General features: G+C 58.3%; 26 protein-coding genes. 15 read left to right on the top strand and 11 right to left on the bottom strand.

Annotation, left to right across the window (positions count from 1 at the left end):
* The 10 genes from C8N45_RS03635 to C8N45_RS03680 all read left to right on the top strand — a co-directional run bounded on the left by C8N45_RS03635 (position 1) and on the right by C8N45_RS03680 (position 11,591).
* Positions 1 to 762: a DUF1028 domain-containing protein gene (locus tag C8N45_RS03635; RefSeq protein WP_108384809.1), complete on the top strand. Its 762-nt coding sequence runs from the start codon at positions 1 to 3 to the stop codon at positions 760 to 762.
* A gap of 114 nt (positions 763 to 876) precedes the next feature.
* A complete protein-coding gene (locus C8N45_RS03640; RefSeq protein ID WP_108384810.1) occupies positions 877 to 2,526 on the top strand; it encodes an amidase in 1,650 nt (549 codons plus the stop codon).
* Between the two features lie 81 nt (positions 2,527 to 2,607).
* Positions 2,608 to 4,152 (top strand): ABC transporter substrate-binding protein, encoded by a 1,545-nt coding sequence (locus C8N45_RS03645; protein WP_108384811.1) that lies wholly within the window; start codon positions 2,608 to 2,610, stop codon positions 4,150 to 4,152.
* Between the two features lie 58 nt (positions 4,153 to 4,210).
* Positions 4,211 to 5,152, top strand: a complete 942-nt coding sequence (locus tag C8N45_RS03650) for an ABC transporter permease (RefSeq protein ID WP_108384812.1) — start codon at positions 4,211 to 4,213, stop codon at positions 5,150 to 5,152.
* Positions 5,152 to 5,970: an ABC transporter permease gene (locus C8N45_RS03655; RefSeq protein ID WP_108384813.1), complete on the top strand. Its 819-nt coding sequence runs from the start codon at positions 5,152 to 5,154 to the stop codon at positions 5,968 to 5,970. The genes C8N45_RS03650 and C8N45_RS03655 overlap by 1 nt, the downstream gene beginning before the upstream one ends.
* Positions 5,967 to 7,790, top strand: coding sequence for an ABC transporter ATP-binding protein (locus C8N45_RS03660; RefSeq protein WP_108384814.1), 1,824 nt, complete (start codon positions 5,967 to 5,969; stop codon positions 7,788 to 7,790). Before C8N45_RS03655 ends, C8N45_RS03660 begins: the two co-directional genes overlap by 4 nt.
* Positions 7,777 to 8,943 carry a M20 aminoacylase family protein gene (locus C8N45_RS03665; RefSeq protein ID WP_108384815.1) on the top strand — a complete coding sequence of 389 codons (1,167 nt, stop codon included), beginning with the start codon at positions 7,777 to 7,779 and terminating at the stop codon, positions 8,941 to 8,943. The genes C8N45_RS03660 and C8N45_RS03665 overlap by 14 nt, the downstream gene beginning before the upstream one ends.
* Entirely contained in the window at positions 8,940 to 9,869 is a 930-nt protein-coding gene (locus C8N45_RS03670) for an acetamidase/formamidase family protein (protein ID WP_108384816.1), read from the top strand. The genes C8N45_RS03665 and C8N45_RS03670 overlap by 4 nt, the downstream gene beginning before the upstream one ends.
* A 386-nt stretch (positions 9,870 to 10,255) precedes the next feature.
* A complete protein-coding gene (locus tag C8N45_RS03675) occupies positions 10,256 to 11,059 on the top strand; it encodes a class I SAM-dependent methyltransferase (protein WP_108384817.1) in 804 nt (267 codons plus the stop codon).
* A 4-nt stretch (positions 11,060 to 11,063) separates the two neighbouring features.
* On the top strand, positions 11,064 to 11,591 hold the full coding sequence (locus tag C8N45_RS03680) for a cupin domain-containing protein (RefSeq protein WP_108384818.1): 528 nt from the start codon (positions 11,064 to 11,066) through the stop codon (positions 11,589 to 11,591).
* A gap of 306 nt (positions 11,592 to 11,897) precedes the next feature.
* Here the strand turns inward: C8N45_RS03680 and C8N45_RS03685 are convergent, their stop codons facing one another.
* From C8N45_RS03685 to C8N45_RS03700, 4 genes are all read right to left on the bottom strand, one after another.
* Positions 11,898 to 13,088, bottom strand: coding sequence for an LLM class flavin-dependent oxidoreductase (locus tag C8N45_RS03685; protein WP_108384819.1), 1,191 nt, complete (start codon positions 13,086 to 13,088; stop codon positions 11,898 to 11,900).
* An 83-nt stretch (positions 13,089 to 13,171) separates the two neighbouring features.
* Positions 13,172 to 14,041: a 3-hydroxyisobutyrate dehydrogenase gene (gene mmsB, locus C8N45_RS03690; RefSeq protein WP_108384820.1), complete on the bottom strand. Its 870-nt coding sequence runs from the start codon at positions 14,039 to 14,041 to the stop codon at positions 13,172 to 13,174.
* Positions 14,038 to 15,081, bottom strand: coding sequence for an enoyl-CoA hydratase/isomerase family protein (locus tag C8N45_RS03695; protein WP_108384821.1), 1,044 nt, complete (start codon positions 15,079 to 15,081; stop codon positions 14,038 to 14,040). The genes mmsB and C8N45_RS03695 overlap by 4 nt, the downstream gene beginning before the upstream one ends.
* 14 nt (positions 15,082 to 15,095) lie before the next feature.
* Positions 15,096 to 16,232: an acyl-CoA dehydrogenase family protein gene (locus C8N45_RS03700; RefSeq protein ID WP_108384822.1), complete on the bottom strand. Its 1,137-nt coding sequence runs from the start codon at positions 16,230 to 16,232 to the stop codon at positions 15,096 to 15,098.
* Positions 16,233 to 16,368: 136 nt separating this feature from the next.
* Between C8N45_RS03700 and C8N45_RS03705 the strand changes: the two genes are divergently transcribed.
* The 3 genes from C8N45_RS03705 (at position 16,369) to coaD (ending at position 18,368) form a co-directional block, all read left to right on the top strand.
* Complete coding sequence (locus tag C8N45_RS03705; RefSeq protein ID WP_133175931.1) at positions 16,369 to 17,226, top strand: hypothetical protein; 858 nt, start codon at positions 16,369 to 16,371, stop codon at positions 17,224 to 17,226.
* A 145-nt stretch (positions 17,227 to 17,371) separates the two neighbouring features.
* The gene (locus tag C8N45_RS03710; protein WP_108384824.1) at positions 17,372 to 17,806 is read left to right on the top strand and encodes a CBS domain-containing protein; all 435 of its coding nucleotides are present in this window, start codon (positions 17,372 to 17,374) and stop codon (positions 17,804 to 17,806) included.
* Between the two features lie 67 nt (positions 17,807 to 17,873).
* Positions 17,874 to 18,368 carry a pantetheine-phosphate adenylyltransferase gene (gene coaD / locus C8N45_RS03715; protein WP_108384825.1) on the top strand — a complete coding sequence of 165 codons (495 nt, stop codon included), beginning with the start codon at positions 17,874 to 17,876 and terminating at the stop codon, positions 18,366 to 18,368.
* A 94-nt stretch (positions 18,369 to 18,462) separates the two neighbouring features.
* Here coaD and gap (C8N45_RS03720) read toward each other — a convergent pair whose 3' ends face one another.
* The 5 genes from gap (C8N45_RS03720) to tkt form a co-directional block, all read right to left on the bottom strand.
* A complete protein-coding gene (gap, locus tag C8N45_RS03720; RefSeq protein ID WP_108384826.1) occupies positions 18,463 to 19,464 on the bottom strand; it encodes a type I glyceraldehyde-3-phosphate dehydrogenase in 1,002 nt (333 codons plus the stop codon).
* A 79-nt stretch (positions 19,465 to 19,543) separates the two neighbouring features.
* Positions 19,544 to 19,687: a hypothetical protein gene (locus C8N45_RS23120; protein WP_168769388.1), complete on the bottom strand. Its 144-nt coding sequence runs from the start codon at positions 19,685 to 19,687 to the stop codon at positions 19,544 to 19,546.
* A gap of 64 nt (positions 19,688 to 19,751) precedes the next feature.
* Positions 19,752 to 20,753, bottom strand: a complete 1,002-nt coding sequence (gene gap, locus C8N45_RS03725; RefSeq protein WP_108384827.1) for a type I glyceraldehyde-3-phosphate dehydrogenase — start codon at positions 20,751 to 20,753, stop codon at positions 19,752 to 19,754.
* A 137-nt stretch (positions 20,754 to 20,890) separates the two neighbouring features.
* On the bottom strand, positions 20,891 to 21,469 hold the full coding sequence (locus C8N45_RS03730; protein WP_168769389.1) for a DUF4329 domain-containing protein: 579 nt from the start codon (positions 21,467 to 21,469) through the stop codon (positions 20,891 to 20,893).
* 178 nt (positions 21,470 to 21,647) lie between these two features.
* The gene (tkt, locus tag C8N45_RS03735) at positions 21,648 to 23,669 is read right to left on the bottom strand and encodes a transketolase (protein WP_108385149.1); all 2,022 of its coding nucleotides are present in this window, start codon (positions 23,667 to 23,669) and stop codon (positions 21,648 to 21,650) included.
* A gap of 271 nt (positions 23,670 to 23,940) precedes the next feature.
* Between tkt and C8N45_RS03740 the strand changes: the two genes are divergently transcribed.
* Both C8N45_RS03740 and C8N45_RS03745 read left to right on the top strand, forming a co-directional pair.
* Entirely contained in the window at positions 23,941 to 24,411 is a 471-nt protein-coding gene (locus tag C8N45_RS03740; protein WP_108384829.1) for a hypothetical protein, read from the top strand.
* Positions 24,398 to 24,787, top strand: coding sequence for a cell division protein ZapA (locus tag C8N45_RS03745; RefSeq protein ID WP_108384830.1), 390 nt, complete (start codon positions 24,398 to 24,400; stop codon positions 24,785 to 24,787). Before C8N45_RS03740 ends, C8N45_RS03745 begins: the two co-directional genes overlap by 14 nt.
* A gap of 61 nt (positions 24,788 to 24,848) precedes the next feature.
* Here the strand turns inward: C8N45_RS03745 and grxD are convergent, their stop codons facing one another.
* Positions 24,849 to 25,211 carry a Grx4 family monothiol glutaredoxin gene (gene grxD / locus C8N45_RS03750; protein ID WP_108385150.1) on the bottom strand — a complete coding sequence of 121 codons (363 nt, stop codon included), beginning with the start codon at positions 25,209 to 25,211 and terminating at the stop codon, positions 24,849 to 24,851.
* 72 nt (positions 25,212 to 25,283) lie between these two features.
* Entirely contained in the window at positions 25,284 to 25,514 is a 231-nt protein-coding gene (locus tag C8N45_RS03755) for a BolA/IbaG family iron-sulfur metabolism protein (protein ID WP_108384831.1), read from the bottom strand.
* Between the last annotated feature and the right edge of the window lie 11 nt (positions 25,515 to 25,525).

Genomic DNA, 25,525 nt, shown 5'->3' on the forward strand with positions numbered 1-25,525 from the left:
ATGACCTATTCCATTGTCGCGCGTGACCCTGAAACCGGCGCATATGGTGTTGCCGTGGCCAGCCGGTTTTTTGCGGTCGGTGCCTTGGTCCCGCATATTCGTGGCGGCAAATGTGCCGTCGCGACGCAAGCTTTCATCAACCCGCTGTTTGGCCTTGAAGGGGCCGACCGGTTGGCGGCGGGTGAAACGGCGGACGCGGTGCTGACGGATATGATTGGGCGTGACGGGGGACGTGCGCAGCGCCAGCTTCATATGGTTGACAGCACAGGGCGGGTTGCCGCGCATACGGGCGCGGAATGTATCGACTGGGCGGGCCATGCGACTGGCGACAGCGTATCGGTCGCGGGCAATATGCTGGCAGGCCCGGATGTGGTGGCCCAAACGCTGGCCTGCTACAATGCGCACATGGATCTGCCCTTTGCCGAACGCCTGCTGACCGCGATGGAAGCAGGTGCTGCGGCAGGTGGCGACAAGCGCGGCACGCAATCCGCCGCCCTTTGCATTCACCGGACCGAGGATTACCCGTGGCTTGACATCCGCGCCGATGACCATCCCGATCCGCTGGCAGAGTTGCGCCGTTTGCTGGACGTTGCGGGCGAAAGATACCTGCATTTTGCCAAGATACTGCCAACGGCAGACAATTTTTCGGGGCTGACCGACCGCGCAAGCGTCGATGCGGCCATTGCCGCAGAGGAGGTGCGGCGCAAGGCGGAAGGCCGCAAGAGCCGGTCATTTGCTACTGAATTGCCCAGCGATGGATAAAGACTTGAGAAAAAAGATGAAAAATTGATCAGACGTCATAATCTGCCATTGGTACTGGCCGCGGCCACTGGTCAGATCGGACGGAAACCTTAATTTCGCAAAAGGGGACGTGACATGACAGAGACAATCTCGGAAGCGGATATTGCTGGGGCAGAACGCCTGTTGGGCCTTGCCTATACCGCGCGTGAGCGGGCGCAGATGGTTGGCAATCTGGATGGGCAGCGTGATCTGGCCATTGCCCGCCGCACGCTTCCGCTTGATAATGGCACGCCGATGGCCTGCCGGTTTGACCCCCGTTTGCCCGGATTTGCGATGCCCCACGGCGTTGACGCGCTGCAATTGTCCGAACCTTCGGCGCCGCTGCCATCGGACCCCGAAGATATCGCCTTTGCCCCGCTGACCCATCTGTCACAATGGGTGCGCAGGGGGCAGATCACCTCTGCCGCGCTGACCGAGCTTTATCTTGAGCGGATCGCAGCACTGAACCCCAAGCTGGAATGTTTCGCCACCGTCACGCCCGATTTGGCCCGCGCCGAGGCTGCGGCAATGGACAGTCTGTTGCAGGCGGGTGTCTGGCTGGGGCCACTGCATGGTATACCTTACGGTCTGAAAGATCTGTTTGACACCAAGGGCATCATCACCGGCTGGGGGGCAGAGCCGTTTCAGGACCGGGTGCCCGATAGCGACGCCACGGTAACAACCAGATTGCGGGCGGCAGGTGCGGTATTGATTGGTAAAACCACCCTTGGTGCGCTGGCATACAATGACCTGTGGTATGGTGGCTGGACCAGAAACCCATGGAACCTGCACGAAGGGTCCAGCGGGTCTAGTGCCGGGTCTGCATCGGCAACGGCGGCCGGGCTTTGCGGTTTTTCTATCGGGACGGAAACACTTGGGTCGATCACATCGCCTTCGCAGCGCTGTGGCACAACAGGGCTGCGTCCGACATTTGGCCGGGTTAGTCGGGCCGGTGCAATGGCGCTTTGCTGGTCGCTGGATAAGGTCGGCCCGATTTGCCGGTCTGTGGAAGACACGGGGCTGGTGTTGGCCGCACTGAACGGCGGGGACGCAGCTGATCGTGGGTCAATCGCGGCACCGTTTCAATTTGACGCAACTGCCGGCATTGACGGCATGACCCTTGGCTACCTGCCAGAGGCGTTCGAGGAAGGGGCCACAGATGTGGACCGTGCGGCCCTTGCTGCGGCGCGCGATCTGGGGATCACCGTCAAGGAAGTCACGATAGAGGATTTGCCTTATGCGTCGCTAATGATGACAGTCTATGCAGAAGCCGCAGCAGCCTTTGAGGCGCTGACGCTGGAGGACACAGATGATACGCTGACATGGCAGGACGAAGGGGCGTGGCCCAATACTTTCCGCAAGGCGCGGTTCATTTCCGCGGTGGATTTGGTGCAAACGGACCGACTCCGCTACCGCGTGATGCAGGCTGTGGCCGAGATGATGAGCGGGGTCGATGCGCTGATCGGGCCATTTTCGACCGGGCCAATGCTCGTGGCCTCGAATTTTACGGGCCACCCCTGTCTGCACATCCGCGCAGGTTTTGAAGATATCGCCAGCCGGACCGCTGCGTCACTTGGTGCAGGCAAACTGACCACCGGCGAGGCCGCAGGCGAAAAGACATTCACCGTCCCGCACGGCATCTCGCTTTGGGGGCAATTATTCGATGAAGGGCCGCTGCTGAACCTCGGCATGGCGCTTGAGCAGAAACTGGGGGTCGCGGAACGGCGGCCCACTTTCCCGACTTAATAACAACGATCCGTCACAATCGGGCATCTCAATCAGAACAGGGCCGTGGCGAACACGACCCACGCACAAGGAGATGAAGTTATGAAACGCAGAGATTTTCTGAAGAATACGACAACGCTGTTCGGCGCGACCCTGTTTTCGGGGGCTGCACCGATGATTGCATCGGCGCAAACAACGCCGGTGACGGGGGGCACCCTGATCTGGGGCCATTCCGAGACGACCCAGAACCTTGATATGCACCAGACGGGGACCGCCTCGACCGGACGCGTTTTGCAGAACGTGCATAATTCGATTGTGACGGTGGATAAGGACCTGAACGTCATCCCGATGCTGGCTGAAAGCTTTGCGCAAAGCGAGGACGGGTTGGTCTATACATTCAACCTGCGCCCTGGCGTGATGTTCCACAATGGCGCTGAAATGACATCGGCGGATGTGAAATATTCGTTCGAACGTTGCGCCAACCCCGACACCGGCGCCGTCAATTTCGAGGTGTTCAATGCCGTTGAAAGCATCGAAACGCCGGACCCGCTAACGGTGATCGTGACCCTGAACACTGTCAACGCGCCGTTCCTGTCGCGTCTGGCTGAAAATGGAGCGGGCGTTGTCATGCCGGAAGGCAGCGGTGACACCCAAGGTGAGATGCCAATCGGGGCGGGCCCCTTCAAATTCGTCCGCCGTGAATTCGGCAATGAGGTCGAGCTTGAGCGCTTCGACGATTATTGGGACGGCCCCGCCTATCTGGATAAGGTGATTGCCCGCGAAATCCCCGAACCGACCGTGCGCCTGACCGGGTTGCGCACTGGTGAGTTGCATATGATCAACGATATCCCCGCTGACCGCATGGCCGAGATCGAGAGCGCGGGTGAATTGCAGGTGGTCAAATGGTTCCCGCTGAACTGGGATTTTGTGAACCTCAACCACACGTTTGAGCCGTTTCAGGATGCGCGGGTGCGGCGCGCCTTTGACATGATCATCGACAAGGAGGTGCTGCTGGAGGGCGCGCTTTGGGGGCAGGGCGCTGTGACCGCTTCGCCCAGCTATCCGACGTCCGCCAGCTACAACAGTGATCTGACGCAGCGCAGCCAGGACATCGCAGGGGCGCGTGCATTGCTGGATGAGGCGGGTTATCCCGAAGGCAGCCTTGATATCGTGTTCAAGGCCACGACGAACTATCCCTACCACATCGAAAGTGCGCAGATACTGGTGGAATGGTTCCGTATGGCCGGTGTCAACCTGACGATTGAACAGCTGACATGGGCAGACTGGCTGTCGCAGTGTTGGGTCGACAAGGACTACCAGATGACCATGATGAACTTCTTCACATTGTGGGAGCCTGATTTCCTTTACTACAGCCTGTTCAACTCAACTGGGGCGTTCAACTATCGCGGCATCAATGACCCCGAAATTGACGCGCTGACCGAACAGGCGCGCATCACCGTTGATCCGGTAGCCCGCGCCGATATCTACAAGGCCGTGCAGCAGCGCGTCTTTGACGAGGCCCATGATATCATCTTGTGGTTCCGCAATGGCACCATCGGGGCGCAACCCGATGTGGGCGGGCTTGATACGATTGTGCATCCCAACGGGTCGAACCTGAACTTCCACAAGGTCTGGCTGAACGCCTGATCCGACCGGTCCGGGCGGTTTGCGTCCGGACCGTTTCTTACCCAGCCGGAAAGCCGCTATGGCCTATCTTCTTAACCGCCTTTTGTCGGTCTTGCTGACGCTGTTCCTGATTTCAGTGATCACTTTTGCCGTCACGAACATCTTGCCCGGCGACGTGGCGATGATGATCATGGGCACGCAATCCAACCCAGAGGCGTTGGCGGGCTTGCGCGAAAGTCTTGGCCTGAACGATCCGCTTATTGTGCAATATGGCCGTTGGATTGGCGGTTTGCTGACAGGTGACTGGGGCCGGTCGCTAGTGTTCAAAGAAGCCATCGGCCCGCTGATTGCGCAAAAGGCGGTGGCCAGCGGCGTGATCGTGGTGATGTCGATGGCCATTGCCCTTGCCTGTGCCATTCCGCTTGGGGTCTGGGCAGCCATCAACCGCGACCGCTGGCAGGACAGTACCGCCAGCACATCGGCGTTGATTGGTGTCAGCCTGCCGGATTTCTTCTGGGGGATCATGCTGATTTTGCTGTTTGCGCGTTATCTGGGATGGTTTCCTTCCAGCGGCTTTGTGCATCCTGCCGATGATTTTCTGGGGGCAATCCGCCATGCATTTCTGCCGTCGCTGGCGCTGGGGCTGGGATTGATGGCGCATCTGACGCGCATGACGCGATCCACCATGATTGGTATTCTGGGGCAGGAATTCATCCGCGTGGCCCGCGCCAAGGGGCTGGCAGAGCGCGAGGTCGTCTGGAGCTACGGCCTGCGCAATGCCATCGGCCCTGTGATCACCGTGGCAGGTTTGCAAGTGGGCTATCTGTTCGGATCGATCATCGTGGTGGAAAGTCTGTTTAACTATACCGGCATGGGCTGGCTGACCTATCAGGCCTTGCTGAACCGTGACATTCCACTGATCCAAAGCACGGTTTTCGTGATTGCTGCCGTTGTCATGCTGACCAATCTTTTTGTCGATCTGCTTTATATGCTGATTGACCCGCGGATCAGGATGGCCTGATGCGCAGGTTTCTTTCAGGCAAAGGACTAGTCGGGGCGGCTATCGTATTGATAATGCTTCTGATTGCATTGCTGGCGCCCCTCTTTATCCCAGACACATTTGCAACGCAGATGGACATGCGCGCACGCCTGTCCGGACCAACGCTGAACCACATCTTTGGCACTGATCAGCTGGGCCGTGACCTGTTCTATCGGGTTGTGCTTGGCGCGCAAACCTCTGTCATGATTGCGGGGGCTGCGGTGCTGATGAGCATTGTGATTGGTCTGCCGCTGGGGATTATATCGGGGTACTTTGGCGGGGTGATCGACAATGTGCTGATGCGGCTGGTCGATACGCTGCTGAGTTTTCCCGCGTTGCTGCTGGCGCTGACGATCAGTGCGGTGTTGGGGCCGAACCTGACCAATACGATCATCGCCATTGGTATCGCGTTCACCCCGTTTCTGGCACGCATTATCCGGGGCGAGGCGCTGCGCGTGGCGCAGATGCCCTATGTGGAAGCCGCGCGTGCCGCTGGCACGACCGACCTGCAAATGATCATCCGCCATATCCTGCCCAATATCATGCCTGCAATCATCGTACAGGGGACGATCAGTCTGGCCTTTGCGATCTTGGCCGAGGCGGGGCTGTCGTTTCTGGGGTTGGGCACGCAGCCGCCAGACGCAAGCTGGGGCCTGATGATCCAGGCCAGCCGTGACTATCTGGACATAGCGCCCTGGACTGCGCTGGTGCCGGGGGCTGCCGTGGCCATCACTGTGCTGGGGCTGAACATGTTCGGTGATGTGCTGCGCGATGTGCTGGACCCGAGGACAGACCCATGACGCCCATCGTGAACATCGAAAAGCTGCGGGTCACCTTTGGCAAGGGGACGGATGCGGCCGTCAAGGACGTAAGCTTTGCCATCAATCCGGGTGAAACGGTCTGCGTCGTGGGCGAAAGCGGGTCCGGCAAGTCGGTCACGTCATTGTCGCTCATGCGTTTGGTGGAATTTGGCGGCGGCACCATCGTTGACGGGCGTATGACGCTGCAACGCGACGATGGGCCGATTGATCTGGCGCAAGCGGATGGCGACACCATGCGCGACATTCGCGGCGATGAAATCGGAATGATCTTTCAGGAACCGATGACATCGCTCAACCCGGTTTTCACGATTGAGCGGCAGTTGACGGATGGCTTGCGGGTGCATCGGGGGATGACCGGGCAGGCCGCGCGCGAACGTGCGTTGGAGCTGCTCAGGGATGTGCGTATTCCCGAACCGGAACGCCGCCTGAAACAGTATCCGCACGAATTGTCCGGCGGGATGCGGCAGCGCGTTGTCATCGCCATTGCGATGGCCTGTGAGCCGCGCCTGCTGATTGCGGATGAGCCGACAACCGCATTGGATGTGACCATTCAGGCTGAAATTCTGGCCCTGATCAACAGGCTGAAGCGCGAAACCGGCATGGCGGTGATGTTCATCACCCATGACATGGCTGTGGTGGCGCAGATCGCCGACCGCGTTGTCGTGATGTATCGCGGTGACGTGGTGGAAGAGGGGCCGGTGGCCGACATATTTGCCAACCCCAAGGCCGACTACACCAAGGCGCTGCTGGCCGCTGTGCCGCGTCTGGGCGAGATGCGCGGCAAAGCGGCCCCGGAACCAATGCGATTGGTGGGCGATACATCCGCGCCAAAGCCATTGACCCCACAAGATCACCCAGAACCATTGTTGGAAGTCAAAAACCTGACAACATACTTTCCAGTCAAAGGCGGCCCCCTGCGACGCCATGTGGCCAATGTGCACGCGGTGGAGGACGTGACATTCACGCTCAACAAAGGCGAAACCCTGTCATTGGTGGGCGAATCCGGCTGCGGCAAATCCAGTTGCGGACGGTCGATCCTGCGGCTGGTGGAGCCGACATCAGGCTCTGTCATCGTCGATCGCAAGGATATTCTGGCGGCGAACCACCGCGACCTGCGGCTATTGCGGCGGCAGATGCAGATGATCTTTCAGGACCCGTTTGCATCGCTCAACCCTTATATGCGGCTTTCTGCGCAGGTGGCCGAACCGCTGCGCAACTTCGGACTGGCCAGCGGATCAGCATTGCAGGACAGGGTTGCAGGATTGTTCGACCGGGTGGAACTGCCGCGCGATTACATGCGCCGCTTTCCACATGAACTGTCTGGTGGCCAGCGGCAGCGGATCGCGATTGCACGCGCGCTGGCGGTGTCGCCCAAACTGATTATCGCGGACGAGGCCGTGTCGGCGCTGGATGTCTCGGTGCAGGCGCAGGTCTTGAACCTGATGATGGAATTGCAGGCTGACCTTGGCTTGTCGTTTCTGTTTATCAGCCACGATATGGCGGTGGTCGAGCGGATCAGCCATCATGTGGCCGTGATGTATCTGGGCCGAATCGTTGAAATCGGTCCACGCGCTGCGATCTTTGAAAACCCGCAGCACAGCTACACCAAATCGCTGATGCAGGCGGTGCCGATTGCCGACCCCGCCAAGCGCAAGCTGGAGGGGGATTTGAACTTCCGCCCGATCCCGTCACCGATGCATCCGCTGAGCTATGCGCCTGCACAATCACTTTACGACACCGTTGCGGCGGGCCATCTTGTGCTGCGCGATATTGAAAGGACCACAGATGCCAATCCGTAACCGACTTGCCGAAATGCATGACGACATCACCGCATGGCGGCATAATTTCCATATGCATCCCGAATTGCTGTATGACACGCACCGCACATCCGGGATTGTCGCCGACAAGCTGCACGCCTTCGGCTGTGATGAGGTCGTGACGGGTATTGGCCGCACCGGTGTCGTTGGCCTGATCCATGGCAAGACCAATACATCGGGGCGCACCATTGGCCTGCGTGCCGACATGGATGCGCTGCCGATGACAGAGGCGACGGGGGCCGACCATGCCTCGACTGTGCCTGGCAAGATGCATGCTTGCGGCCATGACGGGCATACGGCGATGCTGCTGGGGGCCGCGCAATATCTGTCCGAGACCCGCAATTTCGACGGCACTGTCGCCGTGATCTTCCAACCGGCCGAAGAGGGCGGGGCAGGCGCGCTTGCCATGGTCGAGGATGGGCTGATTGACAGGTTCGGCATTTCCGAAGTCTACGGCATGCATAATTCGCCATTGCTGCCCGAAGGGGCGTTTGCCATCCGATCAGGGCCTTTTTATGCGGCGTGCGATATCTTCGAGATTACCGTGACCGGCAAAGGTGGCCATGGTGCCCGCCCCAACAATGTGATCGACACCACGCTGGCAGCCTCTGCGCTGGTGATGAACCTGCAATCGGTCGTGTCGCGCAACACCGACCCGCAGCAGGCGGCCGTCGTGTCCGTCACGTCGTTTCGCACCGAAAGCGAGGCTTTTAACGTGATCCCCGAAACGGTGACTTTGCGCGGGACTGTGCGCAGTTTTGACGCGGCTGTCCGCAAGAACATCGAAGCGCGGCTCAAATCCATCGCCGCCCTGACCGCAGAGACGTATGGCGCGACGGCTGAGGTTGACTGGCCCGAAAATGGCTATCCGATCATGTCCAATCACCCCGCAGAGACCGACTTTGCAGCGATGGCCGCGCAGTCCGTGGCCGGGGACTGCGACACGCAAGCCCCGCGCACCACAGGCGGCGAGGATTTCGCCTATATGCTTCAGGCCTGTCCGGGTGCCTATATCCAGATCGGCAATGGCCCCAGCAAGGGGTTGCATCACCCCGAATATGATTTCAACGATGCGATCATCCCGACAGGCGCGTCCTATTGGGTGACGCTGGCCGAACAAAGGTTGCCCGCATGACTGACTTGCAAGCCAGCCCGCAGACCTGTCATTGGGGATATTTCGATGCCGGCATGACCCCTGTCATCGAAGTGCAAAGCGGTGATGAAATCACGCTTGAGACTGTCTCTGGCGGGCCCGATATGCTGCCGGGTGACGGTTTTCACGTACCCCCAGAATTGCTGGAAATCCACGCCCGGGGCGTGCCCGCGATGCCGGGTCATATCCTGACCGGGCCGGTTGCCGTGGCCGGTGCTGCCCCCGGCGATCTGTTGCAGGTGGATATTCTCGATGTGCAGTTGCGGCAGGATTGGGGATATAACATGATCCGGCCCTTGGCGGGCACGCTGCCTTATGATTTCAACGCTCGTCATCGCACGATCATTCCGCTGGATGCCGACCGGAATGAAGCGACGATGCCCTGGGGATTGAAACTGCCGCTCAGCCCGTTCTTCGGGGTGATGGGCGTGGCCCCACCGCCGGGATGGGGCCGGATTTCGACGATTGAGCCGCGTGTGCATGGCGGCAATCTGGACAATAAGGAACTGGTGGCAGGGACAACCTTGTTTTTGCCGGTCAATGTTGATGGAGCGCTGTTTTCGGCAGGCGACGGGCACGGTGCGCAAGGCGATGGCGAAGTCTGCGTGACGGCCATCGAAACGGCCCTGAAGGGGCGGTTCCGCCTGACCGTGCGCAAGGATCTGGACGTCTGCTACCCTTTTGCTGAAACCCCGACCCATCTGATCACCATGGGCATGGACCCTGATCTTGACGTCTGCGTGCAGATGGCGCTGCGTGACATGATCGTGAAGGTCAGCGCGCGGGCCGGCATCACCCGCGAAGAAGCCTATATGCTCTGCAGTCTGGCAGGTGACCTGCGGATCACCCAGACGGTCAACGGCTGCAAGGGCGTGCATATGATGATGGCAAAGGCACATTGCAGCTGACGAAATCATGGTGACTGTGTCGCGCACAGACCTTGCCTGAAATTGGAACGCCCGATGGCAGCTTTGAGCCCAAAGTACTAGATGCTGCACCTTACGCCAACGTCCGCTCCTCGGATGCGGCCAAAAACATGACAAAACCACAGTGAGTTTTGCCAAGGGTTTGTGACAAAATATTTTTGATTGATTTCGGTCGCATTTCCGGGAGTTACAGAAAAGACGGTTTTTGATACGCGGCCTGTCAGAAAGCACATGCTTAGATTGTAAGACAAAAGTGCTAAACGGGCGGCTTCGAGCAAGTTGCGGACTTAGAAGCAGTTTTGTGGTATAGGAGTGATGCAAGGCTCGCGATTTCAACGTCGCGTTCCGCTGACTCCGGGGGGTTTAAGATGCCGACACAATCAGATTTCGACTCTTGGAGTGCGGGCCAAAGCTATGAACACTATATGGGCCGATGGAGCCGGATGGTCGCGAAAGAATTCCTGATCTGGCTTGAACCGAAAAAGTCGGCCGATTGGCTGGAAATCGGTTGCGGAACAGGTGCCCTGACCTCGGCGATATTGCAGGATTATGAGCCGAAATCGATCCTTGCAACCGACGCGTCCGAGGACTTTGTCAATCACGCCCGCGAGACGATCGATGACACTCGGGCAAGCTTTAGGCAGGCTACGGCACAGAACCTACCCGGAGAAGATGGAAGCCTCGATATCGTCACGTCAGCGCTTGTCCTGAACTTCGTTCCCGATCGTCGTGAAGGCCTGATTGAGATGCAGCGTGTTCTTCGCCCGGGCGGTATCCTGTCTTTCTATGTCTGGGATTATCCGGGTGGAGGAATAGGGTTCATTGACGCTTTCTGGAAGGCGGCAGCCTCACTCGATCCAAAGGCGTCTGAGTTGGACGAAGGTGCGCGGTTTCCTTTCTGTACGGCCAAGGGTTTGGGCCAATTGTGTTCGGATGCCGGTCTTGCAGATGCCGAAATCGCCCCAATCGAGATCGTCACCGAGTTTCCCGATTTCGAAGCGTTCTGGCACCCGTTCACCTTGGGTGCGGGCCCGGCGCCCGGCTACTGCATGAGCCTTTCGGATGAGCAACGTGAAGCCCTGAAGGCACGCCTTGTAGAGAAGCTCGATCAAGGCGGCCCCGTGCGATTGACCGCGCGGGCATGGGCGATGAAGTCGGTCAAGGGAGGCTAATGCGGTGGCGTCGCAGACCAGTGCTGCCAGCCATCTTTCGGCTGCGGCCGTCCAATCGTTAGAAGAAGTGCACATTCGGCATCCGCTGAATCCCGCTTCGGACGTTTTCCTGAGGCGCCTGTCACCGATTTTCGGATTGCAGCGCCTGGCCCTCTATGTCGCGCGCGTGCCTCCTGGCAAAGAAAGCTTTCTATTTCATCGCCATGAGCGGGATGAAGAGTTCCTGGTCATCCTGTCAGGTCATGGTCGCGCAGAGATCGGAGAAGATACGATCGAAGTCGGTCCGGGCGACATGATGGCTTTCCCTGCGCCGTACGGTCCGCCACATCATCTAACCAATCCATTCGACGACGACCTTGTGTATCTGATGGGCGGCGAAAGTTCAGGGTTCGACATCGCCCACTTTCCCAAGATCAACAAACAACTGATTTTTTCGAAAACGGAAATTCGTTTGGTGGATGTCGAAGCCAGCCAGAAGATGAGCCTCGCAGACTGGCAGACACCCACCTCAACAGATGATGTAGAACCGTGAGGTTTGATCACCGTCCTCGGAGAAATGGGTAGGATCATTTTGCGGGCCGCCCGACGACCGATCTGTCACCCGAAGCTGTCAAAGCTCAATTTGCGGGCTTAACGGCTAAAACAACGATCTTGTTCGCCCGGCAGTTGCATTCTCCACTTCAGCCAACAACCGCCGCTCTTGACGCAGTCGTTCCTCCAGAGCCGACCTTGGCGCAGCCGCAGCGAATGTCGGGAAGGTCCCGCTGAGCGGACCTCGGCGATCGGTTTGTCTGTCGCGAAATGCCGCACCAGTCGATGCGGCATTTGGGGGCGGCGGCTACTCGGCGGGCTCGGCGGCCTTGGCTGCCCGGCCTTCTTTTTCGGCCGCATAGTTTTCCTGCGCCGTCTCGACCGCCTTGGCGTGAATTTCTGCCAGTTCGGGCCGCATTTTCTGGGCGCGCATCGCTGCATTCATCGTTGACATGTGCTGCCCTTGGAAATGCGGGAACACCTCACGGGCGATCAGTTCGTAGCTCTTACGCGTTGCGTCGAAATTCGCCCAGTTGTGCGCCAGCATCAGATAGGCACCAAATCCGCCGTTGGATTGTTTCCACAGCCGGTCAATTTGCGCCTTGCACATCTCGGGTGTGCCGATGGCCCCAAAGCCGCTGTCGTTAATGAAATCAATCATCTCTTTGGCGTTCTGGCCCGGCATCGACATCTGCGGGAAGGCCGCGATTTCCTGAAAATAGTTGAACCAATGTTCAATCCCGTATTCTACATCCCGACGCGCCTGTTCGGCGGTTTCCGCGATATGGCACAGGCCAACAAGCCGCCATTTTGACCGGTCCACCTGCTGTTTGTGATGCCGCGCCTCTTCCTCGATCACGTCCCAGTGCAGAGCAAGCGCGTCAAACCCGGCGGCGGTTGTGGCCCCGATCGAGATCAGGCCTGTGCCGTATTTGCCAGCGAGTTTCGGCCCCGTGGGCGAGGCGACGGCGGCAGTTGCCAGATCAAAGTTGGAATAGGGCCGCAGGTGCAGGCGCGCATCCTTGAGGGTCCAGCGGTCATTTTCGAAATTGACCGGTTCATCAGACCGTAGCAGGCGGGTGATAATGTCCAGACCGTCGGCCAGCAGGCCGCGCGTGTCTTTCTGGCTGAGCCCGATCATGGCCGCATCGGTGGGCAAGGACCCCGGCCCTAGCCCCAACATAGCCCGCCCGCGCGTCAGGTGATCGAGCTGCACGATCTTTTCGGCGACCCACAGGGGGTTGTGATAGCTGACCGACACCACGCCTGTGCCCAGCTTGATCCGCCGGGTGCGCGGAGCAGCACTGGCGATCATCAGTTCGGGGCTGGCGGAAATTTCGGACCCGGCAGAGTGATGTTCGCCGAACCAGACCTCATCATAGTCGCAACGGTCGAGCCATTGCACCAGTTCAAGGTCTTGCTCAAGTGCCAATGTCGGATTGATGCCCGGCTTGTGAAACGGTGCCAGAAAAATTCCAAATCGCATACGGTCGTTCATTCAACTTCCTCCCTATGGTGTCACCGTTTAGGGTGGTGACGTAAGGGAAGACTAACGCGACAGTTGCAAAGCACCAAAGGATTTTACGAGCCGCGATGCCGGCTTTCGAAACGGGGGAGCATGGCGGAAAAGTCGCGGCCCTTGCCGTCCTCTTCTTCGACGAATTGTTGATAGAGCGCCGTTGCCGCCTGACCCATGGGCGTGTCCGCATCGGCGGCTTCTGCCGCCATCTGGCTAAGCCGCAGGTCCTTGAGCATCAGTTCAGACGCGAAACCGGGCTGGTAGTCGTTGTCAGCGGGGCTTTGCGGACCGATGCCGGGGGCAGGGCAGTAGGCATTCATTGACCAGCTGTAACCTGACGATGTGCTGACCACGTCAAACATTGCCTGCCGGTCCAGTCCCAGCTTGTCGGCCAGCACGAACGCCTCGCAGGTGGCAATCATCGTGACCCCAAGGATCATGTTGTTGCAGATCTTGGCCGCTTGCCCGTTGCCAGCGGGGCCGCAATGCACCGCCTTTTGCCCCATGATGTCGAACAGTGGTTGCACCGTTGCAAATGCGTCCGCAGGGCCACCTGCCATGAATGTCAGCGTGCCGTTGGTCGCACCGCCAATGCCGCCTGACACGGGGGCATCGATGGCCGACAACCCGTTCCCTTGCGCCTGTGCAGCAACCGCCCGCGCGCTTTCCACGTCCACGGTGGAACAATCCAGATGGATTGCACCGCTTTTCATTGCAGGATGAATTTCCGCGGCCACTTGGCGCAGAATGTCGCCGTTTGGCAGCATGGTGATTACCACGTCTGCGTCTCTGGCCGCGTCAGCCGCACTTTGCGCCAGCGCAATTCCCTCTGGCGCCGCGACCGTGTCGAAACCCGTGACCTCATGCGATTTGGCAAGGTTTGCCGCCATCGGCGCCCCCATATTCCCCAGACCGATAAAACCGATTTTCATTGTGTGTCCTCCCATTGCAGTGCGGCCTCCCCAAGCGGGGCGCGCATGGCTGCGATTTCTTCCTCTGGCACCGCATCGAAGCTGGCATGTTGCCATTTCGGAGTGCGGTCCCTGTCGATGATGGCTGCCCTGATTCCTTCGACAAAGTCGCCCTGTGCGCCGCAGCGATAGGTATAGCGGAATTCTTGATCCAATGCGTTGCGGATTGAAGGCGCTGTGCGCACAGCCCGAATGATGCGCAGCGCCGTTGCCATGGCAAGCGGCGCGTTTCGGGTCAGGGCCTTGTGTGCCGCTTGGGCAAAGTCGCTGTCGTCAGATGCAAGTGACCTCGCGATGTCGGGCAGGGACGTGGCCGAGAAATGGCGGTTGATCAAGGCGGTCTGTGCGGACAGTGTCCCTTGGTCGGGTGCTGTTGTGTGCGCATTGATGATTGCAGGATCGCCTGACGCCTCCAGATCGGTTTTCAACGCGTCCCACGCGGAACTAGCAACGAATGAGTCAGCGAAACCGGCCTCAATGGCATCGGCAGGACCCATACGCGTGCCAGTCAGCCCCAGATATTCCCCCCAGTGCCCCGGCGCCTTGGCCAACAGCAATGACCCGCCCACATCAGGCACCAGCCCGATGGTACATTCGGGCATCGCAATCTGGCTATTTTCGCATACGATCCGGTGCGATGCATGACAGCCTACACCGACACCACCCCCCATAGTGAACCCTTGCAGGAAGGTCACGATGGGTTTGGGGTAGGCGTCCATTTTGGCATTCAGCCGATATTCATCGCGCCAGAACCGCTGACCATAGTCATAGTCGCCTTGCGTGGCGGTCGCATACATCTCGGCAATATCGCCGCCTGCGCAAAAGGCCTTGTCGCCCATCGCATCGATGAGGACCATTTGCACGGCGTCATCATCGCGCCAGCAATCCAGTGCCTGTTCAATTGCCAGACACATGTCCCATGTGAGGGCGTTCATCGCCTTGGGGCGGTTCAGGGTGATCCGGCCAGTGCGTCCGGCTTTGCGGATGGAAATATCAGGCATGGGAAAAGCTGTCTTTATTGAAGCAGGTGGCGTGCTGTGATCAGACGCATAATCTCGTTGGTGCCCTCAAGGATTTGATGCACACGCAGGTCACGCACGATCTTTTCGATCCCGTAGTCGGCCAGATAGCCGTAGCCCCCATGCAGTTGCAGACATTGATCCGCGACTTGACTGCCTGCTTCGGTGCATAGCTTCTTGGCCATTGCGCAGAATTTGGTGGCATCAGGGGCGCCTGCGTCCAGCTTCCAGGCGGCCTGCCGCAGGAAGGTGCGGGCGGATTGCAGCGCGATTTCCGCGTCTGCCAAGCGGAATTGGAGACCTTGGAACTGGTCAATGGATTTGCCGAAAGCCTTGCGTTCCTTCATATAGGCCAGCGTCTGATCGAGGGCGGATTGGGCGGCCCCAAGTGAACAGGCGGCAATGTTCAGCCGCCCGCCGTCCAGACCGGCCATGGCATATTTGAAACCGTCGCCTTCCTGCCCCAACAGGTTCCCGCCGGGGACTTTGCAGTCGTCCATCTGGACTTGCCGTGTGGGCTGCGACCGCCAGCCCATCTTGTCCTCGAGCGCGCCAAATGACAGGCCGGGCGCGTCGCTTGGGACAAGCAGGCTGCTGATCCCCTTTGGCCCATCGTCGCCGGTGCGGGCCATGACGATATAGGCATCCGAATAACCGCCGCCCGAGATGAATGCCTTGCTGCCTGTCAGGCTGTACCCTTCGTTTGTGCGGGTAGCCCGGGTGCGCAGTGCGGCGGCGTCCGAGCCTGATCCGGGTTCGGTCAGGCAATAGGACAGTATGGTTTCCATGGTGATCGCTTTGGGCAGGACATCGGCGCGCATCTCGTCAGAGCCATAGTTTTCGATCATTTTGGCGCACATGTTATGGATCGAAAGAAAAGCCGCAACAGATGGGCAGGCCTGTGACAAAGCCTCAAAGACCAAGGTGCCATCCAGTCGCGACAACCCCGACCCGCCAGCCGATTCAGACACGTAAAGTGCCCCGAACCCAAGTGCGGCAAGCTCGGGCCAAAGCGGCTTTGGGATAGTCCCGGCGGCTTCCCAATCGCGGGCATGTGGGGCGATGTGTTCTGCGCCAAAGCTTTGGGCCATGTCGAATATCGCCGATTGCTCTTCGGTTAATGCAAAGTCCATGGGTCACCCTCCGCCTGTGAATTGAACGCTCGTTCATATTCTTGGGCCGTCATGGGCGAAATGGCAAGCCTTTGGGTGTTAGCGATTGATTATCATTGTGTGTGGATAAGAGGTGCCAGCAAAAAAGGAATCATCGGTGCCCAACCCAAAGACAGGTGTAATTGTGATCCATGGCGTGGGTAGCAGCGCCCATTCCCGTCCAGCGAATGTCGACGAACTTTCATTCTCCAAAGATATGGCGCGTCGGGTCAAACGTAAACTCGGCGATCAGGCCGATCAGGTCGTCTGGAGAGAGGTGTTTTGGGCGGATATCCTGAGTGTCCGACAATTAGCTTATCTTGCCGAAATCTCTGACAAGACCAGTTCGGATGTCGTGCGCGCATTTGTCTTGTCGGCAATGTCCGATGGCGCCGCGTACCGGAAAACCGCAGACAGATCATTGGCGATCTACGAACAGATTCACAGCCGGGTGGAAACGGCCGTCCGTGAGATTGAAAAAGAGATTGGTCCAGACGGTCAATTATTGATCCTTGCCCACTCGCTTGGGGGGCATATCATTTCGAACTATATCTATGATTTGCAGCGGTTTAAGATTTGCACTGGGCAGGGACGATTTGGATCGCCCCTGCAAAATATGAGCACGGTGGCCGGACTGATGACATTCGGTTGCAACATCCCGATTTTCCTGTTTGCGCACAAACAAGAGGAAATCCAACCCATTGACTATCCCGGCGGCGACTTGCCCGAACACCGCCAGATCGTGACGTGGTGGCAGAATTTCTACGACAAGAAAGACATACTCGCCTATCCGATGGGGCCATCGGCACCTGCCTACAGCAAAATGGTTTCAGGCCGTTACCTGCGCGACGTGCCAGTCCACCTTGGCAGCCCCAGCGTGCAGCAATGGGACCCGCTCTCGCATGGTTCCTATTGGGACGACGTGGAATTGATCACCCCGGTCGTGCATTATCTTGGGAAGATGCTGGCTGATTAGGAATTGGCGGTAAACAGCCGATTCGACGGCTTTTTTGCAGTGCATACATTCATGGGGCGAACCCTGAAATGTCGTTGCACGCTTGACAGGCGGCCATTTGTTTTGACACCCTCAAGTTATTGAATATGTGTTAAGGAGTACGTCGATGATCGTTGCCCAAATCTTGAAGTCAAAAGCCGACGTTGGTGTGGTTTCGGTGAAACCGACAGACCATGTCAATGATGCTGTACGACTGCTGTCGGAAAAACGCATCGGTACGGTGGTCGTTTCCCAAGATGGCCAGTCGCTTGACGGGATCCTGTCAGAGCGTGACATCGTGCGCGAGATGGGAAGTCGCGGCGTGGCCTGTCTCAACGAGCCGGTCTCGGGCATGATGACATCAAAATTGATCACATGCGGACCGCATGACAGTGCCGACACTGTGCTTGAGCTCATGACGAACGGACGCTTCCGCCACCTGCCGGTGATGGAAAACGGCAAGATGATCGGCCTGATCTCAATCGGGGATGTGGTCAAGGCCCGGCTTTCTGAACTGTCGATGGAGAAAGACGCGCTGGAAGGAATGATCATGGGCCACTAGGCGGCGCTTGAATTCCAACCCAAAGTCATGTTGCTTACGACAACGCGGCCAATGAGCGAGGAGCAGCATGCGCACAGGACTTTACCCCGGTACTTTTGATCCGGTCACACTTGGGCATATGGATATAATCGGCCGGGCTTGCTCGCTCGTTGACAAGCTGGTGATTGGGGTTGCCATCAACCGTGATAAGGGGCCGCTTTTCGACCTTGAAGAGCGGGTGGCAATGGTCAAATCCGAGTGCGCCCCGTTGGCAAATGCAACCGGCTGCGAGATTACCGTACATCCTTTTGAAAATCTGCTGATCAATTGCGCGCACGATGTGGGGGCCAGTGTCATCATCCGCGGTCTGCGTGCCGTCGCAGATTTTGAGTATGAATATCAGATGGTTGGCATGAACCGCGCGCTTGACGACAGTATCGAGACTGTGTTCCTGATGGCAGAGGCGCAATACCAGTCGATCGCATCGAAGCTGGTCAAGGAAATCGCGCGACTGAATGGTGATGTGTCGAAATTCGTATCACCGGCAGTGAACGAAAGCCTGGTCGCGCGCTATAAAAGGTGAATGCACCAACCTTGAAACGCGTGGGACACGCCAACGCAGGAATCGCGAAAGCCGGCCCTTGGGACCGGCTTTTTGCATGAATGGACCTGTAGACTTACAGCAGTTTGCCCATCGCGACGGCAGTGTCGGCCATCCGGTTGGAAAAGCCCCATTCGTTATCGTACCACGTCAAAATCCGCACCATATTGCCATCAAGGACCTTGGTCTGGTCCAGATGGAACACTGACGAATGGGGGTCATGGTTGAAATCCGAACTCACCAGCGGCAGGTCGGTGTAGCCCAACACGCCCTTGAGCGGGCCGTCCGCGGCGGCGATGATGGCATTGTTGACCTCTTCGGGTGTCGTCGCCCGGCTTGCTTCAAAGGTCAGGTCAACCACCGACACGTTCGGGGTGGGCACGCGGATGGCGACGCCGTCCAGTTTGCCGTTCAACTCTGGCAGGACCAACCCGACGGCCTTGGCGGCACCAGTTGATGTGGGAATCATCGACAGGGCAGCAGCCCGCGCGCGGTACAGGTCCTTGTGCATCGTATCAAGGGTCGGCTGATCGCCGGTGTAGCTGTGGATTGTCGTCATGAAGCCCTTTGTAATGCCGATTGCATCATTCAGGACCTTGGCGACCGGTGACAGGCAGTTGGTCGTGCAGGATGCGTTGGACACGACGATATCATCGGACGTCAGCACATCATGGTTCACACCGTAGACAATTGTCTTGTCAGCATCTTTTCCGGGGGCAGAGATCAGAACCCGCGATGATCCGTTATCCAGATGCGCCTGGCATGCCTCTTTGCTGGTGAAAATGCCTGTACATTCCAGCACGATGTCCACATCTGCCCACGGCAAATCTGCCGGATTGCGGATGGCTGTGACTTGCATCGGGCCACGGCCAACGTCAATCGTGCTGTCGGTTGTCGTCACAGTGGCGGGAAACCGGCCATGGACACTATCAAAACGCAGCAAGTGCGCATTCGTTTCGACCGGGCCGAGGTCATTGATCGCGACAACCTCAATATCTGTGCGGCCACTTTCAATAATGGCGCGCAGTACATTGCGGCCAATGCGTCCAAATCCGTTAATTGCTACTTTCACGGCCATAATCACTTCTCCCTAGAGTAATGTTGGCGCTAACATTGCGATTTACACGCAAAGGTCAACCTTTGATGTGCGAAACCGGTCAGCGCCAGAAGGCGATATAGGCAGTTATTTTCGCCAGCGCCTGCATGGCGAGGACTGGCAGGTTCCAGTGCAGGACAAAATGATCCAGCGCAAAGAACCCGATGATGAGGGCCCCAAGAAAGATGGCGATTGGGTTTGTCATGCTGTCGGTCTAGCGCGCCGCCGCAGGATTGGCAAAGCCCCACAGACCATAGGTGGTGCAGTGACTAGTGCAGCCGCCCCATTGTCGCTGCAACATCAGCCATCCGGGCTGAAAAGCCCCACTCATTGTCGTACCACGCAAGCACCCGCACCGTTTTGCCGCCGACAACCTTGGTCTGATCGGGGGCAACGATGCAGCTTTGCGTCGTGTGGTTGAAGTCGATGCTGACTTTGGCCTCGGCGTCATATGCCATGACCATGCCCATATAGCCGCCTGCGGCCTCTTGCATGATCGCGTTCACGTCGGCGACGGTGACGGATTTGCCCGCCTCGAACGTCAGATCAACGGCGCTGACGTTGGGTGTTGGCACGCGGATTGCGGTGCCGTCGAGTTTGCCTGCAAGTTCTGGCAGTACTTCGCCCAAAGCCTTTGCGGCACCCGTGGATGTGGGGATCATCGCCATCGCGGCCGCCCGCGCCCGGTACAGGTCGCTGTGACGCCGGTCCAGCGTCGGCTGGTCGCCGGTATAGCTATGGATTGTGGTCATGATGCCGCGCTCGATCCCGATGGCCTCATTCAGCACTTTGGCCAGCGGAGCGAGGCAATTGGTCGTGCAGGACCCGTTGGACACCATCCGTTCGGTAGCCATCAGGTCGCGGTGGTTCACGCCGTAGACAACCGTGCGGTCGACGTTTTTGGCAGGGGCCGAGATCAGCACCTTTTTTGCACCGCGCGACAGGTGGACGTCTGATTTCTGCCCGTCGTTGAATTTGCCGGTGCATTCCAGAACCACGTCAACGCCGCCCCAGTCCAGCTCGGCCGGGTCATAGGTCGACATGACATCAATCGGGCCGCGCCCCAGATCAAGCGTGCTGTCCGACACCGTCACAGGATGACCGAACCGGCCATGGATGCTGTCGTACTTCAGTAGGTGGGCGTTGGTCTCGATCGGTCCTGTTGCATTGATCTTGACGACTTGAACGTCGTTGCGTGCGGCTTCTGTGATATGGGCAAGTGTGCAGCGTCCAATGCGGCCAAATCCGTTAATACCAACTGTTACTGTCATCGCACTATCCCTTTTCGCCAGATCACTGTTGGGTCAAGCTATAGTTGGGGATGCAATTGTATGCTATGGATTATCTTTATTTAAATCAGAATGTTAGCGTTAAAATGCGATGATTGCGCTAACCGTTTTCGCTAACATCAGCCTTGCAGTTTGCGAAGTTGTGTCAGCGTGTATCGCGGGGCAGGCGGGATTTGCGGGTTGGGTACAAAGATAGGGTCTTGTTTCAGACAGCCGACAGCACACAGCATTGTGGTCGTGCCGGTCGTTCCGTCCACCTTCCAGAACCGGCCACCGGGGGTGCTGACGTAATCGTCAAGCTGGATGTCAACTGCGCTTTCCGCATCGTTGATGGATGGAATTTCATTGATGTATTGGGGCAGGTATCCGCCGTGTGTGTGATAGCTGGCGACGGCATTGTCGGGGACAAAGCCCGCGCTGCACCCGTCTGAAGTGCCGGCCTGCGGTGTCGTTCCGACGATCTGGCCGTCGGAGCGTTCAACGAAGAAACCGCAAAATTCGCGTGACTGGCTGAATGACGCAGGCTGAAGGCTGTTCAGGTAACGCTTTGCATAATCAGCAATCATTTCCGGGCGGGCAGGGGTGATTAGGGCTGATGCAGGCGCCGCGTTGGGGGCACTGTCACGCACGGTTGCACCGCAGCTTGCCAACAGGCAGAGGGAGAAAAGTGCCGTGAACTTGGACTTGCTGCGCATCATGACGGTCACTTTTCGAATGTGTTGCCCAACAATCATAAGGGCGATCCTGCTGCGCGATCAAGCAGTTCGCTGTTTTCCCGACACGTCAGGGAAAGGCAAAGAGCAGATAACCTATGCGCCAGAGGAAACGGGCCGACAAATCGTTTTGCCAGCCCGTATGGAACTGTCGCAGTGCCGGTTACAAGCCAAGCAGGGCCTTGACCTGTGCGGCGGTATCTTCGGCAGTGATGCCAAATTTCTCGAACAGGACTTCGGCCGGGGCTGATGCGCCAAAGCTTTGCATGCCGACAAAACCGGCTTTCTTGGCGTTGCCCCGTTCACCCAGCAACCACTGGTCCCAACCAAACCGGACGCCAGCCTCGATGCCGACGCGCACCGGACCTGCGGGCAGGACCTTGCGGCGATAGCTTTCATCCTGCGCTGCGAACAATTCCCAGCATGGCATGGACACAACGCGGGTGCCGATGCCGTCGGATTGCAGCAGGTCGCGTGCAGCAAGCGCCACTGACACTTCGGAACCGGTTGCCATCAGGATCGCCTGACGTTTGCCTGTCGCGTCGGCAAGAACGTAAGCACCCTGTGCGGTCAGGTTCTTGGTCTTATGTTCCGTGCGGACCGTTGGCAGCCCCTGCCGCGACAGGCACAACACGGACGGGGTCGATTGGGAGGTTAGCGCCAATTCCCAGCTTTCGGCGGTCTCGACTGTATCGGCAGGGCGGAACACATGGGTGTTCGGCGTCGCCCGCATCATCGCCAGATGTTCAACCGGTTGGTGGGTGGGGCCATCTTCGCCCAGACCGATGCTGTCGTGCGTCATGACGTAGGTCGCAGGCACGCCCATCAGCGCAGACAGGCGCATCGCGCCGCGTGCATAGTCGGTAAAGCACATGAATGTGCCGCCATAGGGCTTGGCCCCGCCGTGCAGCGCCATGCCGTTCATCGCGGCGGCCATCCCATGTTCGCGGACCCCGTAATAGATGTAGCGCCCTTTGCGATTGTCGGGGTTGAACACGCCCAGATCGGCCGTTTTTGTGTTGTTTGACCCGGTCAGGTCAGCAGAACCGCCGATGGTTTCCGCCATGATCGGGTTGATCACCTCAAGCGTCATTTCCGAGGATTTGCGGGTCGCAACCTTGGGCTGGCTTTCGGTGATCTGCTTTTTCAGGGCGCGGATGGTGGCGGACAGCTTCTTGGGGGCCTCACCTGCAAAAATACGTTTGAATTCGGCCTGCTTTGTGCCCGAAAGGGTCGCAAAGCGTGCCTCCCAATCGGCGCGTGTCTGTGCACCGCGGGCGCCAATCGCTTCCCATTGGGATTTGATGTCGGCGGGCACTTCGAAGGGGCCGTAGTTCCAGCCATAGACTTCTTTTGCGGATTGCAGCTGGGCAGGATCGGTCAGGGCGCCGTGCCCTTTGGATGTGTCCTGTGCGGCGTGGCCGATGGCGATGTGCGTTTTGCAGGCGATCATAGAGGGGCGCGGGTCGGCCTTGGCCGCCGTGATGGCCGCATCAATCGCTTGCGGGTCATGGCCGTCGATGGCCTGCACATGCCAGCCTGCGGCGGCAAAGCGCGCGTTCTGGTCGGTCACATCCGCCATATCGACCGTGCCGTCGATCGTGATGTTGTTGTTGTCGAACAGGACAATCAGGTGTGACAGTTTTTGCATGCCCGCAAGACCGATGGCTTCGTGGCTGACGCCTTCCATCAGGCAGCCGTCACCCGCGATCACATAGGTATTGTGATCAATGATCTTTTTGCCCCATGTGGCGCGCTGGATTTCTTCGGCGATGGCAAAGCCGACCGAATTGGCAATACCCTGACCCAAGGGGCCGGTTGTTGTCTCGATCCCGCGGGCGTGGCCGAATTCAGGGTGGCCTGCGGTTTTCGCGCCCCATTGGCGGAAGTCCTTGATCTGCTCCAGTGGCATATCTTCGTAACCGGTCAGGTACATCAGCGAATACAGCAGCATAGACCCATGCCCGGCAGACAGGATAAACCGGTCGCGGTCGGGCCATTCGGGCATCTTAGGATCAAAGTTCAGATGCTTTTCAAACAGCACGGTGGCAACATCGGCCATGCCCATCGGCATGCCAGAGTGGCCCGAATTCGCTGCGGCGACGGCATCGAGCGTCAGGGCACGAATGGCGGCGGCTTTCATCCAGTGGTCGGGGTTCGCGGTGCGCAGTGCTGCAATATCCAAGGTAATCTTGTCCTGTTCACAAACGTTAAAAATTTGGCGTCGCGCTCTCATAGCAGGCCCCGACCCAAGATCAAGCGTGGTGGCTAAGTCTTTCATATTGCTGAATGCATGTGGTTTGCTGGCCAGCGATGCTTGGCTTAAGTTAGATTTACCGGTGCTTGATTCGCAAAAAGACGCCAATCCAGAGGCAAAAAGCATACGGCGCAGGGACGCAGCGGACGTTCCATTTTAAAAAGTTTCCCCGGGGGGCGGGGTGTGAAAGGACAGGCAGATGAGTGACATCAGTGCATTGGAGGCGCGGATTACCGCAGCGCTCGACCGGATCAGGACCGGGGTCGCGGCGCAGGCGGCAGCGCCCCGTCAAGACCCCGAAATTGCAGAGGCGCTGGAGCGTGAACGTGCGGCGAATGCCGACCTGATTGAAACCATACGCAAGCTCAAGGATGATCATGACACCCAGATCACCGAGGTTGCGTCGCATATCCAGTCACAACAGGCACAGATGGCCGCACTTGATGTCGAGCTGCAAAGTCTGCGGGCCGCGAATGTCCAGTTGCGCGAGATGAACACGCAACTGCGCGAGGCGGTAACAGAAGGGGTTGATCCCGCACTGCTGGAACAGGCAGCGGCGGCAGAGGTCATGGCGTTGAACACGCAACGTTCTGCCGATGTGGCCGAAATCAATGTGATCCTGAATGCGCTGAGACCATTGCTGGAGGAGCCCCAAGATGCCGCAAGTTGAGATTTCAATCGGAGGCCGCACATTCGAGGTTGCCTGTCAGGAGGGCGAGGAGCATTTTTTGCATTCCGCCGCGGCAATGCTGAATATCGAGGCATCGCACCTGGCGGATCAGATGGGCCGTATGCCAGAGGCCCGTATGCTGCTGATGGCGGGTCTGATGTTGGCCGACAAGACGGCCGGACTTGAGGATAAGATGAGAAAGGTCGAGGCCGAGGCCGCGCAGTTGCGCGCCCAGTACGAGACTCTGCAATCGCAGCCTGCGCCTGCACCGGAACGCATCGAAGTGCCGGTAGTGCCATCGGGCGTTGTTGACACACTGGCTGAAATTGCAGCCCGCGCAGAAGCCTTGGCAGAGCAGGTCAGCCCCGACAACTGACGCCGTTTTTTCGAAGAAAAGGGCAAACAGCGCAAATCGGATTGCGCTGTTTGCTTTTTGATTATTCGGCGTTTGCTTCGCGGATCTTGTCGGCGGCCTGCTTGTCAAAGGCCACGCCATTGTCTGCAAAATGCGTATCAAGCTCGCCCGACAGGGTCATTTCGGTAATGATATCGCAACCACCGACAAATTCGCCTTTGACGTAAAGCTGCGGAATTGTGGGCCAGTCGGAGTAATCCTTGATCCCCTGACGGATTTCTTCATCTGCCAGAACATTCACATCCTTGAAGTCCACGCCCATGAAGTTGAGCACACCGGCCACGCGGGAAGAAAATCCGCACTGTGGCATGGATTTTGTGCCTTTCATGAAAAGTACGACGTCGTTGCTTGTGACGGTCTGCTTGATTTGGTCTTGGGCGGTCATTGTTATGCTCCGGATTGTGTCAGGCATGGGTTTGGCCTGCGTCCTGCGCAGGTTGTGGGCCATTGATGAGGGCTAGTCTGGTGCTTTTGTGGTCAGTCCCAGCGCATGGATTTCGCCACTATCGACTTTGGGCTTGATAACGGCCATTACAGCACGCTGCTGTTGAATGCGGTTCTTGCCCCGAAAGCTTTCGTCAATGACGAGCCCTTGAAAATGCACGCCATCGTCGCCTTGAATGTCAATTGTGGCATTGGGGAAGCTTTCGCGCAGCAACGTTTCAATTTCGTGGGCTGTGATCGGCATGGGGCGTCCTT

It is taken from the genome of Yoonia sediminilitoris, assembly GCF_003058085.1.
GTDB classification, from domain to species: Bacteria; Pseudomonadota; Alphaproteobacteria; order Rhodobacterales; family Rhodobacteraceae; genus Yoonia; species Yoonia sediminilitoris.